This is a genomic window from Comamonas sp. Z1 (genome assembly GCF_008121555.1).
GTDB lineage: Bacteria > Pseudomonadota > Gammaproteobacteria > Burkholderiales > Burkholderiaceae_C > Comamonas > Comamonas thiooxydans.
In genome coordinates, this window is the sequence record NZ_VOQT01000001.1 from 236738 (window position 1) to 255164 (window position 18427).

Annotated in this window: 11 protein-coding genes; 7 read left to right on the forward strand and 4 right to left on the reverse strand. The window is 63.9% G+C overall.

The genetic code is table 11. The features are described 5' to 3' along the window. Window positions 1-12 precede the first annotated feature (12 nt). Window positions 13-4068, reverse strand: coding sequence for an ATP-dependent RNA helicase HrpA (gene hrpA / locus FSY45_RS01035; RefSeq protein WP_046462072.1), 4056 nt, complete (start codon window positions 4066-4068; stop codon window positions 13-15). 175 nt (window positions 4069-4243) lie between these two features. Here hrpA and FSY45_RS01040 point away from each other — a divergent pair, with 175 nt between their 5' ends. From FSY45_RS01040 to FSY45_RS01055, 4 genes are all read left to right on the forward strand, one after another. After that, window positions 4244-5422 carry a metallophosphoesterase gene (locus tag FSY45_RS01040; RefSeq protein WP_046462071.1) on the forward strand — a complete coding sequence of 393 codons (1179 nt, stop codon included), beginning with the start codon at window positions 4244-4246 and terminating at the stop codon, window positions 5420-5422. 467 nt (window positions 5423-5889) lie between these two features. Continuing rightward, entirely contained in the window at window positions 5890-6714 is an 825-nt protein-coding gene (locus FSY45_RS01045; protein ID WP_046462070.1) for a zinc ribbon domain-containing protein, read from the forward strand. Window positions 6715-6719: 5 nt separating this feature from the next. Further along, the gene (locus FSY45_RS01050) at window positions 6720-7382 is read left to right on the forward strand and encodes a hypothetical protein (protein WP_003067919.1); all 663 of its coding nucleotides are present in this window, start codon (window positions 6720-6722) and stop codon (window positions 7380-7382) included. 65 nt (window positions 7383-7447) lie between these two features. Then, window positions 7448-9103 (forward strand): zinc ribbon domain-containing protein, encoded by a 1656-nt coding sequence (locus FSY45_RS01055; protein ID WP_046462069.1) that lies wholly within the window; start codon window positions 7448-7450, stop codon window positions 9101-9103. Window positions 9104-9199: 96 nt separating this feature from the next. On the opposite strand, the gene FSY45_RS01060 is transcribed toward FSY45_RS01055, so the two are convergent. The 3 genes from FSY45_RS01060 to FSY45_RS01070 form a co-directional block, all read right to left on the reverse strand. After that, window positions 9200-11089: an enterochelin esterase domain-containing protein gene (locus tag FSY45_RS01060; protein WP_046462068.1), complete on the reverse strand. Its 1890-nt coding sequence runs from the start codon at window positions 11087-11089 to the stop codon at window positions 9200-9202. Window positions 11090-11105: 16 nt separating this feature from the next. Continuing rightward, the gene (locus FSY45_RS01065) at window positions 11106-13331 is read right to left on the reverse strand and encodes a TonB-dependent siderophore receptor (RefSeq protein ID WP_003067925.1); all 2226 of its coding nucleotides are present in this window, start codon (window positions 13329-13331) and stop codon (window positions 11106-11108) included. Window positions 13332-13484: 153 nt separating this feature from the next. Then, window positions 13485-14765, reverse strand: coding sequence for a hypothetical protein (locus FSY45_RS01070; RefSeq protein WP_046462067.1), 1281 nt, complete (start codon window positions 14763-14765; stop codon window positions 13485-13487). Window positions 14766-14898: 133 nt separating this feature from the next. Between FSY45_RS01070 and FSY45_RS01075 the strand changes: the two genes are divergently transcribed. The 3 genes from FSY45_RS01075 (at window position 14899) to cpaB (ending at window position 18411) form a co-directional block, all read left to right on the forward strand. After that, window positions 14899-16092, forward strand: a complete 1194-nt coding sequence (locus FSY45_RS01075) for an MFS transporter (RefSeq protein ID WP_046462066.1) — start codon at window positions 14899-14901, stop codon at window positions 16090-16092. 850 nt (window positions 16093-16942) lie between these two features. Further along, window positions 16943-17533 carry a prepilin peptidase gene (locus FSY45_RS01080; protein ID WP_046462065.1) on the forward strand — a complete coding sequence of 197 codons (591 nt, stop codon included), beginning with the start codon at window positions 16943-16945 and terminating at the stop codon, window positions 17531-17533. Between the two features lie 32 nt (window positions 17534-17565). Further along, a complete protein-coding gene (gene cpaB / locus FSY45_RS01085; protein ID WP_046462064.1) occupies window positions 17566-18411 on the forward strand; it encodes a Flp pilus assembly protein CpaB in 846 nt (281 codons plus the stop codon). Window positions 18412-18427: the final 16 nt, after the last annotated feature.

Here is an 18427-nt window from a genome sequence, read left to right on the forward strand (position 1 = left end):
GTCAGACCGGCATCACTGCTGCAGCTGCGCCCAGACCTTGTCCAGCCGCTTGGCACTGACCGGATACGGCGTGCGCAGCTCCTGGGCAAAAAAGCTCACGCGCAGCTCCTCCAGCATCCAGCGGTACTCCTGCATTCGGGCATCGACCTGCCCCTTGCGCTCGGCCACCAGCCGCCAGTAGCGCTGCTCCAGCGGCAGCAGCTCCTTGAGCTTGGCGGCATCGCGCGCCGGGTCGGCCCGATACTTGTCCAGACGCGAGCTAATGGCCTTGAGGTAGCGCGCGTAATGGCCGAGCTGCGCCCAGGGGGCCACGGCGATGAAGTTTTTGGGCATGAGCTTTTGCAGCTGCTCGCTCGCGTCCTTGGTGGCCTCCGGCGCGTTCTTGGTGTCCTTGATCTTGCGCGCGGCGGCTGCGTATTCAGCGAGGATGGTGGCCGACATGCGAGCCACCTCGTTGGCAATCAGCGTCAGTCGGCCACGGCCGTCCTGCACGCGCTGCTTGAAGTCGGCCTCGTTGCTCGGCAGCGGCTCCTGCAAAAAGGCGCGGTCTATGGCCACATCGATGATCTGGCCGCGCAGCTCTTCCTGCGTGCCCAGCGGCATATAGGCCACGGCCATCTTCTGCAGATCGGGAATGTTCTTTTCCAGATACTTGAGCGCATCGCGAATCTGCAGCGCGAACAGCCGGCGCAGGCCCACGCGGTGCTTTGCGGCAGCGGCTTCGGGTTCATCGAAGACTTCGATGCCGACGGCGTCGCCATGGTCGATCAAGGCCGGAAAGCCGATCAGCGTGGTGCCGCCCTTCTTGATCTCCATGAGCTCAGGCAGCTCGCCAAAGCTCCAGTCCTTGTAGCGTGCATCATGCGACTGGGCCGGCTTGCCCGCCGCAGACTTATCATTTTTAGGAGCTGCTTGCGCCTTACCCTTATCATTTTCAGATGCTTTCTGCTCGGAATTTACCGGCTCACCACCGCTAGCAGCTACCTTTAATGAAGCAAGCGCCTGGAATGCACCGCGTGCCTTGGCGCCCCACTCGGCCTTGAGCGCGCCCAGATTGCGGCCCTGGCCCAGTTGGCGGCCATGCTCGTCCGTGATGCGGAAGTTCATGAACAGATGCGGGCTCAGCATGTCCAGCTTGAAGTCGGCGCGCTTCACATCCAGCGAAGTCTCGTCGCGCACCTGCTTGAGCAAGGCATCGATAAGTCCACCCTGGGCCCAGCGCTCGCTCTCGGTGAACAGCTCGGCCAGCCGCGCCGCGCTCTCGGGCAGCGGCACGAAACGGCTGCGCGGGCGCTGGGGCAGGCTCTTCAGCAGTGCCTGGATCTTGTCCTTGAGCATGCCCGGCACCAGCCACTCGGCGCGCTCCTCCGACACCTGGTTGAGCACAAACAGCGGCACGGTGACCGTGATGCCGTCGCGCGCGTCGCCGGGGCTGTGCAGATAGCTGGCGCTGCAATCGGCACCGCCCAGCTTCACGGTCTTGGGGAATTTGTCCGTGGTGATGCCTGCGGCCTCGTGCCGCATCAACTCGTCCTTGGACAGGCGCAGCAGCTCGGGCTGGTTCCTGCTCTCGGCGCGGAACCACTTGTCGAAGCTCGCGCCGCTGTACACATCCTTGGGCAGATGCTGGTCGTAGAAGGCAAAGATCAGCTCGTCGTCGACCAGCACGTCCTGGCGACGGCTCTTGTGCTCCAGCTCCTCGACCTTGCGCATGAGCTTGAGGTTGGCGGGCAGGAAATGCCACTTCGTTTCCCACTCGCCCTCCACCAGCGCCTGGCGGATGAAGAGATTGCGCGCCTCATGCGGATCGACGCGGCCGTAGCTCACGCGGCGGCCGTTGTAGACCACCAGACCGTAGAGCGTGGCACGCTCGAGCGCCACCACATCGGCCTGCTTCTTGCTCCAGTGCGGGTCCAGCAGCTGCTTCTTGAGCAGGTGGCCGCCCACCTCCTCCAGCCACTGCGGCTCTATGGCCGCAATGCCGCGGCCGTAGAGGCGCGAGGTCTCGACCTGCTCGGCCGCCACGATCCAGCGGCCAGGCTTCTTGCTCAGGTGAGCGCCGGGATGCGGGTGGAACCTGATGCCGTGCGCGCCCAGATAGCTCTCGCTTTCCTCTGCCTTGTAGCCAATATTGCCGAGCAGACCCGACAGCATGGACAGGTGCACGGCCTCATAGCCGGCAGCCTCGTTGTTGAGCAGCCATTTCTGCTCCTTGACCACGGTCAGCAGCTGAGAGTGGATGTCGCGCCACTCACGCACGCGGCGGATATTGATGAAGTTCTGGCGCAGCAGCTGCTCCCACTGGCGGTTGCTGATCTTGTGCGTGGCCTCGTCGGCATGTTGGGCCTGATCGGCAGGGTTGAACAGCGCCAGCCGCTCCTCAACCGTGCCTTCGACCTGCGCGCCGCTGGCACGCTGGCTGACAGGCAGGAAGGCCTGGTTGCGCGCATTGGGCTTGGCCGCAGGCGCGTGCTGGGCCGCCATCTCCTTGCGGCTCTTGGCCACGACCTTGCCGCCGCGCGCATCCGACAGCCATTTCCACAGCCGCAGATAGCCGCTGAACTCGCTTTTCTCGTCGTCGAACTTGGCATGTGCCTGGTCGGCCTGCTGCTGCGCTTCCATGGGGCGGTCGCGCACATCCTGCACGCTCAGAGCCGAGGCGATGATCAGCACCTCGGCCAAAGCGCGGCGCTCGCGCGCCTCCAGAATCATGCGGCCCACGCGCGGGTCCAGCGGCAAGCGCGACAGTTCCTTGCCCATGGGCAGCAGATGGCCGTGATCGTCCACCGCGCCCAGCTCGGCCAGCAACTGATAGCCGTCGGCAATGGCGCGGCCCGAAGGCGCTTCGAGGAAGGGGAAATGCACCACATCGCCCAGACCCAGCGACTTCATGCGCAGGATCACGCCGGCCAGCGAGGAGCGCAGGATTTCGGGGTCGGTGAAGCGGTCGCGGCTGACAAAGCTCTCTTCGTCATACAGGCGAATGCAGATACCGTTGGCCACACGACCGCAACGGCCCGCGCGCTGGTTGGCAGCGGCCTGCGAGATCGGCTCGACCAGCAACTGCTCCACCTTGCTGCGGAAGGAGTAGCGCTTCACGCGCGCCGTACCGGCGTCGATCACATAGCGAATGCCCGGCACCGTGAGCGAGGTTTCGGCCACATTGGTGGCCAGCACGATGCGCCGGCCCGTATGGCCGTCAAAGATACGGTCCTGCTCGGCCTGCGACAGGCGCGAGAACAGCGGCAGCACTTCGGCACTGCGCAGCGTGGGCGAGTGCTGCAAATGCTTGCGCAGATGGTCGGCGGCTTCGCGAATCTCGCGCTCGCCGGGCAGGAAGATCAGGATATCGCCGCCCTTGCCGCCGGCCCAGAGTTCATCGACGCCATCGGCAATGGCGTCGTTCAGATCCTTGTCCTTTTCACCCTCGAACGGGCGATAGCGCATCTCCACCGGATAGGTGCGGCCCGAAACCATGATCACGGGCGCAGGACCGCTCTTCGATTCGAAGTGCTTGGCAAAGCGGTCCGCGTCGATGGTTGCCGAGGTCACCACCACCTTGAGATCGGGGCGCTTGGGCAGGATCTGCTTGAGATAGCCGATCAGAAAATCGATGTTCAGGCTGCGCTCATGCGCCTCGTCGATGATCAGCGTGTCGTACGCCTTGAGCAGCGGATCGGTCTGGGTCTCGGCCAGCAAGATGCCGTCGGTCATCAGCTTGACGGAGGCGTTCTTCTGCAGAGTGTCCTGAAAGCGCACCTTGTAGCCCACCACTTCGCCCAGCGGCGTGTTCAGCTCCTCGGCAATGCGCTTGGCCACCGAGCTGGCGGCAATGCGGCGCGGCTGGGTGTGGCCGATCAGATGGCCGCGCACCTGGCCGTTGGCATCGGGCGCGGCATTGAGCCTGCCCCGGCCCAGCGCCAGAGCGATCTTGGGCAACTGCGTGGTCTTGCCCGAGCCGGTCTCGCCGCAGACGATGATGACCTGATGGCGATCCATGGCCTCCATGATTTCCTGGCGACGGCTGGATACGGGGAGCGACTCGGGGAAGTTGATCTTCAAAGACATAAGGGCTGGGATTATCCCCGTCCTTGGCCGGTCTTGCGCAGTGATGACAAAAGCAGCCGTGCCGCACAATTTTCAACGCCCTGCGTTGTACCAGCGATAGCGGCTGCAGCAGCGTTCATCGCGGGGACGCCAACGCTTGCTATGCTCGCGGCAATTTTCGGTTTCCCTCCTGCCCATGGTCTCGACTGCTGCTTTCGTCATCCCTCTTCTGGCTCTCTGGCTCTGGTGGCCTGTCTCCAGCCTCAACGGCACCTCCCGTCTGGCACGCCTGCTGGCAGTTCTGATCACGAGCATGCTCGGCATCGCTCCCGCCTTGCTGCTCAAGGCCGTGCAGACCAATGCCCTGCCCTACGCCGTGGTGGCGCGCCTGCAGGTTCCCGGCGGCTGGATTCTGGCCATGCTGCTGATGCTGGCGCTGTTCGTGCTGCTGCGCGATCTGCTGTGGCTGATCGCCCGACTCATGGGGCGAACCAGCCTGGCGCAGCTGCTGCACCTTCCCGCACTTACCGCAGCCGCCGTGGTGGCGACCGGCTGCCTGAGCGCCATCGGCATCTTCAACGCCCTTCAGCCGCCCAGGGTGCATGAGCAACAGATCGCGGTCAGAAACCTGCCCACCGCCCTGCAGGGCCTGCGCATTGCCGTGCTGGCCGATATCCACGCCAGCCCGGTCAATGATGCAAGCTATGTGCAGACCATCGTGCAGCGCACCCTGGCCACCACGCCCGACCTGATCGTGCTGCCCGGCGACATGGTGGACGGCGATGTCGCCACCAGCCGCGCCCATGTGGCGCCGCTGGCCGCCTTGAGCGCGCGCTACGGCGTCTGGGCGGCGCCGGGCAACCACGAGTACTACAGCGGCTACAACGCCTGGATGGCCGAGTTCCGCCGCCTGGGCCTGAATCTGCTGGAAAACCGCATGCAGCTGCTGAACATCAAGGGCAGCAAGCTGGCCCTGTCCGGCATCGGCGACCCGGTGTTCGGCCGGACCTCGCCCAACAACGCCGACCCCGAGGTCGCCGAAGGCGTCCCCCCCGATGTGGATGCGGTTGCCGCCCAGGCCCGCAAGGCCGGCGCAGCGTTTCATATCCTGCTGGCGCACCAGCCCAAATTCGCGCGCGATAACGCGGACAAGGGCGTGAATCTGCAGATATCGGGCCATACCCACGGCGGACTGATCCTGGGCATGGACCGCTGGCTGGTGGCTCCCGTCAACAACGGTTTTGTGCGCGGCGAATATGACGTCGGCAATATGAAGCTGCTGGTCAGCAGCGGAGCAGGCCTGTGGGCCGGTTTTGCCATACGCCTTGGCGTGGCGCCACGAATCGAGCTGCTGACGCTGATTGCGCAGCAGTGATTACCGGCCTTGCTGACTCCTGGGGTTCAGCAAGGCTTGTATTTCGTTGAAATCTTTACAGCGCAAAACACTCTCAACCATTTGAAGCATTTGCAAAAATCAAACAGATTTCGAGATCCGAGCTTTTCCCGGCAATCCCGGCTTCCATAAAGCACCTGATTTATTGCCTTCTTTTCAAATCAGTCACTTACGCCATAAATCCCTTGAAACTCCGCGCAGCTCCATTAATCCAAACCCCATTCATGGATTGCCATGCCTGACAAAAAGCTGTCAAAACCGAACGTGCTTACATTCCCGTAAAGCGATCCGACAGGCTGCGGCAAATGCGCCGCTAAGATACAAATCATTTTTCAGGGTCCGTACCGGTTCATGCCAATGCGCAAAAACCGGCCCATATTCCACGCATTGCCCAGGCAGCAATGCCGCCGAGCGGCCATTCCAGCGGACTCTTTTCTCGATTGCAGACCATGAATTGTTCCCAATGCGGCAATCCGCTCTCTCCGAATGCCAAGTTCTGCAAGAACTGCGGCGCCAGACAAGCACCGGAAGCGGCAATCACTGCTGTTGAAAAAACCTGCAGCCAATGCCAGGCTGTCTGCAAGCCCGAGGCCCGCTTCTGCACACGATGCGGCCTGGTGTTCGAGCGCCCCGGCGATAGTCATGCCGCAGTGGCAGCTGCGCCGCCCATGCCTTCAGGTGCCTCGCAGACCATTGACAGCGCAAGCCTGGCCCCTCCCCTGATCGAGCCCATGGATACACCCGCGCCAAGGCCGCCACAGTCGGAGCCTGCCGCAAGCTTTGCGCAGCGCAATGACCGCACGCCGGCCTTTCCCCAGGAACCGGTGCGCGGCAGCAATGCCTGGATCAAATGGGTGGCGCTGGCACTGCTGGTCGCAGCCATTGCAGGCGGTGTGATGATGGCAAGCAATATGAAGGGCCTGACCAGCTCGGGCAATAGCGCATCCAGTTCGTCCCAAGCCGGCAAGGACGGGATTTCGCCCGAAGACAAGGCCAAGGCCGACGCCCTGGTCGGCCCGCTGGGCGGCAGTACCGCAGCGCAAACGACACCTGCCGAAAATGCCTCGATTGCCGGCGCCGTAGACAACGCGCCCGCCACGGCAGTCACCCCCGCAGCGACGACAGCAAACACTGCCAGCGACGCACCCGCGCCTGCGGCCAGCCCGGAGCCGTCCTCAGCCCCGGCATCTGGCAAACCGCCCGTGCCGGCCCCTGCAAGAACACCTGCAGTCAAGAAGAATGCCGCGCCATCCCTGGATGACCTGCTGGATTGAAAGCCATGAAAAAACTCAAACTCACTGTGCTCGCCTGCGCCGCAACCCTGCTCGGCGGCTGCGCCAGTTTGCAAGATGCCTCCACATCGCTGAGCTGCATGCTCTCGCGCGTCACCAATTCCGCAGACCCTAGCTGCGGCCCTGGCGGCGGCGCGCCCGCAACCGCTGTTTCGGGCGGACAGAACGAGCGCTTTGCCCGCTTGCAGGCCGCTCTGGATCAGGAGACGCAGCATGCGCAGAGCATGCAGGCCCAGGCCGTGCAAGCCATGCAGAAGCTGCCGGCCAAACAACGCGCCGTGGCCGGGCCGTTACAGACCAGGACCGTCAGCATTGCCGACGGGCAGTCGGGACAGACACACCAGATGCGCAGTTTCTCAGCACTGACCGTGGAGATGCCGCTGGCTGCCAAGGGTCGCAAGGAATATACGCAGGCCATGAATGTGCTCAAGGAACTGGCCAATGAACTGGCCGACAACCGGGGCTCATCCAGCATCGTGGTTGATCAGTCCGACGAGGATGTCAGGGCCGGGCGTGTGAATACCGCCACTGGCACCACCCAGTCCAAAGGCGGCAAACCCGTGACTGTCATCAAGAAGATCGATACTGGCCTGCCCGCCGGCGTGGAGCGCTACACCATAGAAGCCGGCGAAATCCGCGGCAAGCTTTGACCCCCGGCCAGCCAGCGGCTCATCGCGCCACACCAGCCAGCCTCAACCACCAGACAGGACGAAAAATGAGAGAGCAACCCCTGGGAGAAATACGTTTTGCCACCCTCGCCAGAGCCGCCGAAGGACTGACGCAATGGCGACCGCTGCTGCTGTGCTTTCTGACACTGCTGCTGACCGGTGCACTGATAGCAGGCGCGGCCTGGATGCTGGTCAAGGCCGGCTTCTTCATGTACCTGATCTTCATGCTGGCGGCCGTGGTCGCTCTGCTGGCCGGCTCTTCGGGCGTCGGCATCATGCTCATGGACAAGGCCAGAAACGAGCCCGTACGCTCCTTCTCTGCGGCGGCATCGGCCGGGCTGCTGTGCCTGCCCAAATTCCTGCTGGTCGGACTCGCGATATTTGTTGCCACGCTGGCCTACTACCTGCTGGCTGCCGTCATTTACTTCATCTGCAAGATTCCCGTGCTCGGCGGCATTCTGGCCTTTGTGGCCCACCCGATTCTGGTGCTGGTCGCCGCAGCCTTGCTGATCGCCATGATCTGGGTCGTCGGCCCCTTGATGGGCCCTGCGCTGTGGAGCGGCCTGTCCGTCAAGGCTGCGCTGGCCAATGTGCTGAGCATCGCTCGCAGGCGTCTGGTCGAAGTGGTACTGATGGAAGTCGTGCTCTATGTCATTTTGGGCCTGGTCTGCTTCATGCTGTTTGCCGGACTTGTGCCTGCCACCGTCTCCCTGACCGGGATGGCCATGAGCATTACCGGAGATGCCGGCTCCATGGCCGGCATGTTCATGGGCGGCGGCTACGGACGTGGCTACGGTGGTGGCTTCAACCCCATGGGCATGATGGGTGGCGGCAGCACCGGCCTCATCGCCGGCCTGGGCGTTCTCTACTGCGTGGTGGGCGCACTGCTGGCCCAGGTGGCCATCATGGGCATGAATCTGATCTATCTGCAGGCTCGTGAAAGCGTGGACCCGGCCGAGGCCGAGGGTGCACTGGACAGCCTGATTGGCGATGTGCGCAAAAAAGCCGAGGAAGCCAAGGCCCAGACCATGGCTGCCGCAGAACGCACCATGGCTGCGGCCGAGCGCGCCAAGCAGGCTGCCAGCGAGCGCCTGCAGGAAGCCACAGCCAAGCCCGCCGCCACCGACACCCCGCCCGGCAACGACAGCAATGCCAACGCTGGCGCGGTAACGGCTGCCGCAGCAACGGCTGCCGCAGCAACGGCTGGCGCAGCAGCGGCTGCCGCAGGCCTGACTGCCGCCACAGCGGCATCCACCGAGCAGGCGTTTGCGGAGCAGCAGGCGCGCGAGCGTGCTGCCGCCGACGCGGCGGAAAAAGCTCGTCAAAGCGCTGAAGAGGCAGCCGCACGCCAGCGTAGCGAAGCCGAGGCTGCACGCCTGAAGGCTGAAGCCGAGGCCGCCGAAGCTCAGGAACTGGCCGCACGCCAGCGAGCCGAAGCCCAGGCTGCAGAGCGCGCCGCACAGCAAAGGGCCGCTGAGGAGCGCGCCGCAGCCCAGGCTGCCGAAGAAGCACGTCAGCAAGCCGAAGCCGAGCAACTGGCCAGGCAGCAGGCTGCCGAGCGTGAAGCGGCCCGCGCCCGCGCCGAAGCAGAGGCCGCCGAGAAAGCCCGCCAGGCTCAGGCTGCGCCGAGCTGCCCAGCCTGCAGCGCCCCGGTAGCCGCCAATGACCTGTTCTGCGGCGAATGCGGCAACAAGCTCAAGTAGAAGCTTGCATGGAAAAGCCTGCAGCGCTTGCGAACGAGCGCTGCAGGCCAAAAGCAAAAAAGGGGCTTTCAGCCCCTTTTTTTGTGCTTCCCAGACTCAGAGCCCGCAAGCCTGTTCAACCTGCTCCTTGAGCCCCTCGGTCGATGGCTCGCGCCCCGTCAGCGCCAGCAGCCCGCAGGCCAGCGAACCCTGCCAGTGCACATAGTCATGACCGGTGCTGTGCACACGCTGCACGACCTTGTTGCCCTTGGCACGCAGCACATCACCCAGCTCCTGGCTGGTTTCGCGTATGCCTGCCTGACCACCGCGAGCCCCTTCGTATAGGCCGGCATCAAAGTAAAAGCGAATGGGCAGTTGCGGTGCTTGCTCATACTGGCGAGCCAGCCAATTGGGCGACTCGCCCTTGGGAGCCCACCAATAGGAGCCCGAAAGACTGAGCACATTGCCAAACCACTGCGGATAGCGCAGCGCCACATAGCTTGAAGCCAGGCCGCCATAGCTCGATCCTGCGATCACCGTGCGCTCAGGTCCGGCCGCGATGCCCTGAGCCTTGAGCCAGGGCATGAGCTGCTTGCCCATGAAGTCGGCAAACACCGGGTTGGGCGGCAGTTCGCGGCTGCGCGCGTCGCCTGCGCCATTGGCCACCAGCACGACGGCTGTTGCAGGCAGCAGGCCGTCGGCCATCAGGTTGTCGATGATGGCGGGCGTGGGAACCTGGCGCAGATAGGCCTGGGCGTCGAACAGCACCAGCATGGAACGCTGAGCCGCATCGGCCTGCTGCCAGCCCTGCGGCTTGTAGATCCAGATATCGCGTCCATTGCCCAGTGCCTGGCTGCCCAGCCAGTGACGCTGCAACTGGCCAGCTGCCACGCTGGCGCGGGACTGGCTCCAGGGTTGGGGCGGCGCCTTGGCCAGCGTCAGCACGGAGCGTCCGTCGTAGCGATCCTGCACTGCCTGCAGATCCGCAGACCGCCCCCAGCTCTGGCGATTGAGAGGGTCGCGCTGCAAAGTGGACAGAATGGCTCGGCGCTGAATCATGGCATCGGCCGAGACTGCAGGCACATCGGGAGCAAAACCATAGCTGAGCCGTGCATCCCTGGGCATGACGAAACTGGCCCACCAGACATCGCTGCTTCCGAGGCGCTGCAAAGGCTCATGGTTGCCCGATGGACTTCCGAACAGCCGCACGGACTGTCCGGCACCGCGCCAGACAAAGCTCACCAATTGGTGCTCCGCATCCCAGGGCTCGATCAGCGGCGTGCCCTGGCGTTCCATTTCCAGCCAGAAGCTGCGGCTGTCGCCGCCCTGCGCCAGGCGCGCCTGCAAGGCCTTGAGTCTGGGGCTGCGCAGCGGCTCGGGTTCGATCTCTGCGGCAGGCGCATGGCTGGCCGCCAACGGCGCCAGCACCTGGGTGATCGTCAGCTCGTAGGCGCCAGGAATGGGCGCAGCATAGGTCGGAGCACCGATGTGTCCGTCCTGCGCCGCCAACACGCCGTTTGCTGCCGACGCATAGGGCTGGACCTTCTCGGCGCGCAGCACCAGACGCTCCTTCGCCATGCCCCGGCTTTGCCAGGTGAATGCGTGATCGACGCCTGCGCCCTGGCTCAGCCGCCGCAGATGGCGCCCGTCAGGCGTTTCCACATCCAGCACCACGCCCAACGCCTGCAGATTGCCGCGAACCACTGCGCCGGCCGGAGCCTCCAGCTGCAGGCTCAGCTTCTGTCCCGACGCCAGCCTGCCGGAGAACGGCTCCTGCACCGAAAGCAAGGAGGCCGCCTTGCCCGCGCTCTGAACAGTGCCGCCAGGCAAAGGCCGGGCCGCACCGGCCGAGCCGCCGATGCCGACGCTGGCCGCTGCCAGCAGACCTGGAACAAGCAAGGAGCGCAGCCCTTTGCCCGATGGTCTGTGGCCCGTCACCGGCAATGGCAATGGCAATGGCAATGGCAATGGCAATGGCAATGGCAAACCTTGATGATTTTCATGCATTGATGCCTCCTCCGCCTCAGAAGTCCACCGCAGCGCTGATGCGCACGGTGCGCGGTGCCCCCACGGTCAGGAAGTTGTCGGCAAAGGCTCCAGCCCAGTAGTTGCGACCAAAGACGTTGTCCACCGTACCGCGCAAGACCACTTTCTTGTCGGCAACGCGCGTGGTGTAACGGGCGCCGACATCAAAGCGCGTCCAGCTCGGTGCACGCAAGGTGTTGGCCGAGTTGACCCACTGCTTGCCTGTATGCACCAGACGTGCGTTCAGCGCCAGGCCGGCCACGCCCGGAACATCCCAGTCTGCCGCCAGATTGGCCGCCCAGCGCGCCGCGCCGAAAGCATCATGGCCGTCGTTGTTGGCGCCCTGGGTGCTGGTCAGCTTGGGCTGCAGGTACGTGATGCCGCCCAATACGCGCAAACTGGGGCTCACGGCACCAAAGGTATTCCACTCCACACCGCGATTGCGCTGCTCGCCATTGAGCTTGAGGGTATTGGCCGCCGTATCGATGGTGGTCGAAGGCTTCTCGATCTGGAACAGCGACAACGTATTCGTCCAGCCTGCGCGGCGCCACTTCACTCCCGCCTCCATCTGCTTGGATTTGTAGGGCGCGAATGTCTCCCCTGCATTGGCATAGGTGGAGCCGACCTCGAGACCTGGGCTCAGCCCCTCGATGTAATTGGCGTAGAAGGACAGATCCTCGCCCCAGGGCTTGGCCACCAGGCCCAGCATGGGAGTGACAGCGCTCTCGTCATAGCCCTTCATCTTCTGATTCACGCGCTGGTGGCGTGCGCCCAGTGTCAGCTGAAGCCTGTCCTGCAGCAGGCTCAGGGTATCAGCCACGGCGAAACTGCGGATCACATTGTCGTTTTCCTGGCGCACGGCATTGCGCGGGCCTGCCAGAACCGGCAGCACCGGGTCGTAGATATTGGTGGTGTAGCTGCTGCTGACCACGATGGGCAGCGCGCGCCCGCTTTGCTGCTGCAGCTCGTTGAACGAGAACACCAGCTGATGGCCCACATCGCCGGTCTTGAAGCGTCCGCGCAAACCCGCGTCCAGCGCCGTGCTGTTGGTATAGCCCTGCAGGTTATAGGTCTGACCTACGGCAGAACCGTCGCCCACGGCATTGAGCACCACACGTGTGCCCGTGGGCTGGCCGGCATAGTCATGCCAAGCCTTGCCCAGGCTGCCGTAGAGCTGCCAGCTGTCGCTCAGCTCGAAGCTGCCGCGCAGTGCCACCGACTTGTTCTCCACTTCGGTGTTGACGCCGCGGAACAGATTGTTGCTGGCATCCGGCGCCGCAATCAGATTCTTCATCTTGCCAAAGCTCACCATCACCGGGCTGCCGTTGTCCAGATTCACCTTGTAGTGATAGGCATCCAGTCCCAACGTGAAGCGATCGCCCTGATAGTCGAGCGCCACGGCGCCCAGACGGCGGCGGCGCTTCTGGTCGTCGACCTCGGTCTCCCCGCTGGACAGCGCGCCGTTAAAGCGTATGCCCAGGCGGCGCTCGGGGCCGAAGCGCCGCGATACATCCACATGCTCCTGCAGCTGCGAGCCTGAGGTGAAAGTGGTGGTCAGCCGCGTCAGATCATCGGCCAGCGGCTTCTTGCTGACCACATTCACCACGCCGCCCACCGCTCCATTGGGAGCCATGCCGCCGAGCAGTGCACCGGGGCCCTTGAGCAGTTCCACGCGCTCGACCATCTCGGTCGGCACATGGCTGTCGGGCGCCAGACCGTACAGGCCGTTGAACGCCACTTCGCTGGCGTTGACGTCGAAGCCCCGAATCACATAGTTCTCGTTGACATGGCCGGTATTGGTGGTGAAGCGCACCGAAGAGTCGTTTTCCAGCACGGCAGCCAGCGTGGCCGCATTCTGGTCGCGGATCAGCTCTTCGGAGTAGGCGGTGATGTTGAAAGCAGCATCCATCACATCCACATTGCCCAGCAGCCCCAGCGCCGCCCCTTTGGCAACCTGGGCGCCAGGGGCGAGCGCGGGCAGAGCGCTGCCGTCCTGCTTGCCGGAAACCGTGACTTCGCCCAGGCGTCTTTCCTGCGGGTCCGGCGTCTGGGACTGGGCCTGGGCGCCGGCACTCAAAACCACCAACACCGCCAGCCCCACGGCTGAGCGGGGGCTGCGGCAGGCCGCAGAAGACAGCCAATGCGCGAATGGAGCGAACTGCGTGGATGCGAGCGCTGGAGCCGACGGCGCCTTGCCTGCGCCGCCACGAACTGGGGTTGCCATGTAGACCTCGTTTTGATTGATCTCCTATGGCTAAAACGAAGTGCGTGGCTAAGGCTTGTTGAGAATGAGTCTCAATTTGTTAAATTGTATAACAAGCAAACTTTCTTAAAACGATAGCAGCAAGCGATTTCCATGCATAGTGATAAGTCGTTCTCAGGGCTGGGCCCCAGTGGGCTTTTCCGTCTCGCAGTCCTGCTCGGCGTTCTCGCTCATCAGCACACGCACCACCTTGTGGACATCGGCATCGAAGACCGCGATATCGGGGCAGTAACGGACGCCTTGGGGCGTATCGACCTTGCGGTAGCTTGCGCCATAGGCCTTGAGGACTTGGGGTGGCTGTCCGGCTCTGGGCTCGGCCAGCACCTGGACCAGGTTCTGGCCCATGGTGGCAGCAGGGTCGGCATCGCACCAGTCGGCAGCAGGCTCCTGCGCCAGACTCAGCTCGCCGCCGCGCTGGTAGAGACCGGCAGGCCAGCGCACATGGCCTTGCGCATAGTCCGGTACCTGATAGCAGGCCATGAGCTTGCCGCCCTTGCGCACCGGCAGCATATGGCTTTCAGCCTGCTCGACCAGCTCCGGCCCCGCAGCCTTCCAGGCATAGATGTCCACGCCATGGCTGCAGCAGCTGGCACGCCATTCGCTGTAGATGCGCTTGGCCTTGCCATCGAAGGCGGGCGAGCTGATGTCCTGCAGGGACTGCGGTCCCAGCACCAACTTCTGCGCTCCCGGGTCGTAAAGCCAGGTGCGGTGCGCAATATTCGGCCCTGCAGGCAGATCCAGCGCCTGGGTCAGATCCGGCCAGCCGTCAAAATTCGCATCCACCCAGCTCGGCTGCACCAGCCAGCAACTGCCTACGGCGGCGGTCGGCAGGCTTTGCTTAAGACGCCCCTTCTCATAGACCTGAATGGCGGAAACTTGAAGATCCGTATGTTCGCCGCAGTCGGCCAGGGAGCGCAGCCTCTGATTCATCAGCAGACGCAGCTCGTAATGCAGTGCATGGGGAAAAGCCGGGGGCTGGCGCAGCAGATTGACCGGCCAGCGTCTTTTGCCATCCATGGACTGCCACTGTCCCTGCAGACGCGGCGGCGCCATGCCAGGCAAGGCCGCCAGCGACCAGCGGCCCGACGGCCTGGGATCGCTGGCACCCGCCATCGGCGTCTCGGTCAGCTGTCCGCTTGCCGAGCCTTCCAGATCAAGCGTGGCGCCAGGCCGATTGCAGGGCTCGTAGCAATAGCTGCCGCCGACGGCTCCGTCGAGCCGCCACAACTCCAGCTTGACTGCCTTGCCGGCAATCTCGCCGCGATAGCTGGCCGACCAGACCACCGCTTCATGCGGGGTGTCTGCCGTCTCGGCATGCGCCATCGACGCCCAGCTCATGAGCGCCAGAACAATGTTCAGGCCTGCGGCCCGGCCAGTCAGGCATTTCAGCGTCATATCACTTCCATTCACTTCGATCACCAGGCCCGTATCTGCATCATGGCCGCAGCAAACCTTTTAATGTGCGGCCAATATGAATGCTGCAAGATGTGACAAATCTGCGTACAAGCATGGGCAGCCAAAGCGATTTATGCAATCAGACAACAACACACAACAAAGCCGCAATATGGGCCTGCTGGTCGCAGCCCAATCCCTGGGAGGTGCCTCTCCGCCCATCATCATCTCGCTGGGCGGGCTGGTCGGGCAGCAGCTGTCATCCAATCCCACGGCGTCCACCTTGCCGGTCAGCATCTACCAGCTCGGGCTGGCGCTGTCCACCCTGCCTGCGGCCTGGATCATGAACCGCATGGGCCGCCGCGCGGCCTATGTGCTGGGCGCCATTCTGGGCGTGATCTCCGGCGTGGTCGCCGCGCAAGGCATTGCCCACAGCGACTTCGTCACCTTCTGCATCGGTACGGCGCTGGCCGGCTTCTATGCGGCCTGCGTGCAGAGCTACCGCTTCGCCGCCACCGATCTGGTGAGCGAGCCCGCGCAGCAGGCCAAGGCCATTTCGCGCGTGATGATCGGCGGCCTGATTGCCGCCATCATCGGCCCGCAGGTCGTGATCTGGACCCGTGACGCCCTGCCTGCCACCCCGTTTGCCGGCAGCTTCTATAGCCAGGCGGCCCTGGCCTTGCTGGCCCTGCCCCTGCTCATGGGCCTGCGTCTGCCTCCACCACAGAGCAAGCAGGCCGTGGCCGGCGAAGCCAGGCCTCTGGGCGAGATTGCCCGCACGCCCCAGTTCGTCGTGGCCTGCGCGGCCGGTGTGGTCAGCTACGGTTTGATGGCGTTTTTGATGACCGCTGCGCCCATGGCCATGGTGGGCTGCGGCCACAGCGTGGGCGAAGCCGCCATGGGCATTCAATGGCATGTGCTCGCCATGTTCGTGCCCAGCTTTTTCACCGGCAAGCTGATTGCGCGTCATGGCAAGCAACCCGTGACAGCGCTGGGTCTGCTGATGATAGGCGCGGCTGGCGTTCTGGCACTCATGGGCCTGGACATCTTCCACTTCTGGGGTTCGCTGATTCTGCTGGGCGTGGGCTGGAACTTCGGCTTCATCGGTGCCACGGCCCTGCTGACCGAGTGCTACCGTCCTTCGGAGCGCGCCAAGGTACAGGCACTCAACGACTTCCTGGTCTTCGGCACGGTGGCCGTCGCCTCGTTCGGCTCGGGTCAGCTGCTGCACAGTGCGGGCTGGAACGGCATCAACATCGGCATGCTGCCCCTGGTAGCCATCGTGCTGGTGCTGCTCGGCCTGCACCGCCAGCGCGGGCAAACGTCCTGACAATGCGCCGCTGGGATCCATTCTCAGGCGCTATCAAGCGGAGAGCATCTATCGGCTTGCGGTTGGGCAAGACGGCCTTTTCAGCAGTGAAGTCCTTCAAGAAAAGCGTCAGAAGCTACTTTTGAGATAGCACCACATTCCCTGAAAAGGCGCTTTGCGGGTGCGACCTGTGGACCGCATCCCTGCGGGCAGCAGACCGTCGCGCAGGGCGCCGCCAACACGCCAGGCGGACATGACGGCATCGCGCCTGGCCAAGTCTCGCCGTGGATTACACCGCCCTCCTCCCTCAAAGCGGCTACTCCGTCCCAGCCCTGCCTCGGCCGGGGCCTTGACGTCGACACCCCGGTGCTTCGCTGCCGGGCTGTCGCCGGCACCAGGGTGCCCAGATCCTGGGTAACGCCCACAGCGCATGTCTGCGCTTGCCGGTCCGACGCAGGCAGCCTCCTGCAGCACTGCGCCCCCGCCTCCCTCACCGGCGTCTTCGGCGCTGACACCCTCCTGGCTCGCGCCGCGAACAGACTCACGGCGCAGCCGCACGATCCGCCCGTCCCAACACGGTCCGGACCGCGTCCGAAAGCGCCGAGACCACTGCTTACGCAACCTACAAACGCGTCACATTTTCATCTCATGCACATTAGGCAAATTCTTACGAGTACAGATATTGATAAACGATTTCTATAGTAATAGCATTTCCACAAAATTAAACAAAAGAATGAATTCGATAGAAAAATTGTATTTGGTCACAGATCGGCAGAGTCAGGCCGGGCCCCGCCAGAAGCGCTGAAAGCAACAGACAGCGCGACATCCGGGGCTGCGACAGGACTGGCGGACACAGAACTGGAGATTCACCATGACAGCTTCCGAACTCAGCGCAGCATCCGAGCTGGTGGCCGGCCTGTTCACCGAGCCGCGCTCACTCCTGTTGCTGCTGCTTCTGGCGGCCGCCAGTCTCTGCGACCTGCGCACAAGGCGCATCCCCAATCGCCTGACTTTCGGGGGCATCGCCCTGGCTCTGCTCTACGGTCTGCTGGCCCCCCACCCCCACCATGGTGGCTTTCTCTGGGCGCTGGGTGGCATGGCGCTGGGTCTGGCGCTGATGCAGCCGCTCTATCTGCTGCATGCCATGGGAGCCGGTGACGTCAAGCTGATGGCCATGGTGGGCAGCTTCATCGGACCCGAAGCCGCATGGCAGGCCGTGATCTTTGTCTTCATCACCGGGGGTCTGGCGGCCATGGTCTATGCGCTCCGGCACCGCCTGGCCGGCAAGCTGCTGCGCAACTCTGCCGAGGCCGTGCAACTGCTCTATATCAACGTAGCGGCCGGGATACGTCCCGATGCACGCTCCAGCTCGGCGCACTCGGTAGGCAAGCTGCCTTACGGCGTCAGCATCGCCCTGGGAACCCTGGCGTTCCTGGTCGCTCGCCAGTTCACCTGGGTCTAGCCACTTACACAACGGCATAGCGGGAGCCTCCCATGAAAAACCTCAAAGCTCTGGGTCTGTTTGTCCTTGCCGCACTGGCCAGTCTGGCGGCTGCGGTCTACGCGGCCAGCTGGGTCGCCCAGCGCGGCAGTCTGGACGCCGACAAGGTCGTCGTCGCAGCCACCGATATCCCGCTGGGCGGCAAGATCATGCCGAACATGCTGAACACGGTGGACTGGCCACGGGGCTCCGTTCCCGATGGCGCTTTCCATGACATGCAGCAGCTGCAGGATCGCGTGGTCAAGGTCGGCGTGCTGCGCGGCGAGGCGGTGCTTGAGGGCAAGCTCGCTCCGGTCGGTACCAAGGGCGGACTGGCAGCCGTCATCGCTCCGGGCAAGCGGGCCATGACGGTACGCGTCAACGATGTGGTCGGTGTTGCTGGCTTCGCCCTTCCCGGCAACTACGTGGATGTGGTGGTCAATGCCCAGCAGGAGCAGGCCGGCAAGATGGAGGACTCGCGCCAGATCAGCAAGACGGTGCTCGAGAACGTGCTGGTCCTGGCCGTGGCCCAGGAAGCCGACCGCGACGAAACCAAACCCAAGGTGGTGAGCGCCGTCACGCTGGAGCTGAGCCCAGAGGATGCCGAGAAGCTCGATCTGGCGCGCAGCGTGGGCAATCTTTCCCTGGTGCTGCGCAATCAGATCGACAAGGACCCGACCAGCACCGTCGGGATCACCAAGCACCAGCTGTTTGGAACCCCGGACCCGGTGCCTGCCCCCGTCAAGGTCGCAGCGCCTGCCAAACCCGTGATGCAGCGAGCCAGGCCCATACCCCAGGCTTCGACAGCCACCTGTGTCGAAGTGATCCAGGGCGGCACTCGAACGCTCAACTGCTTCTGATCTTCTACCTGCAACC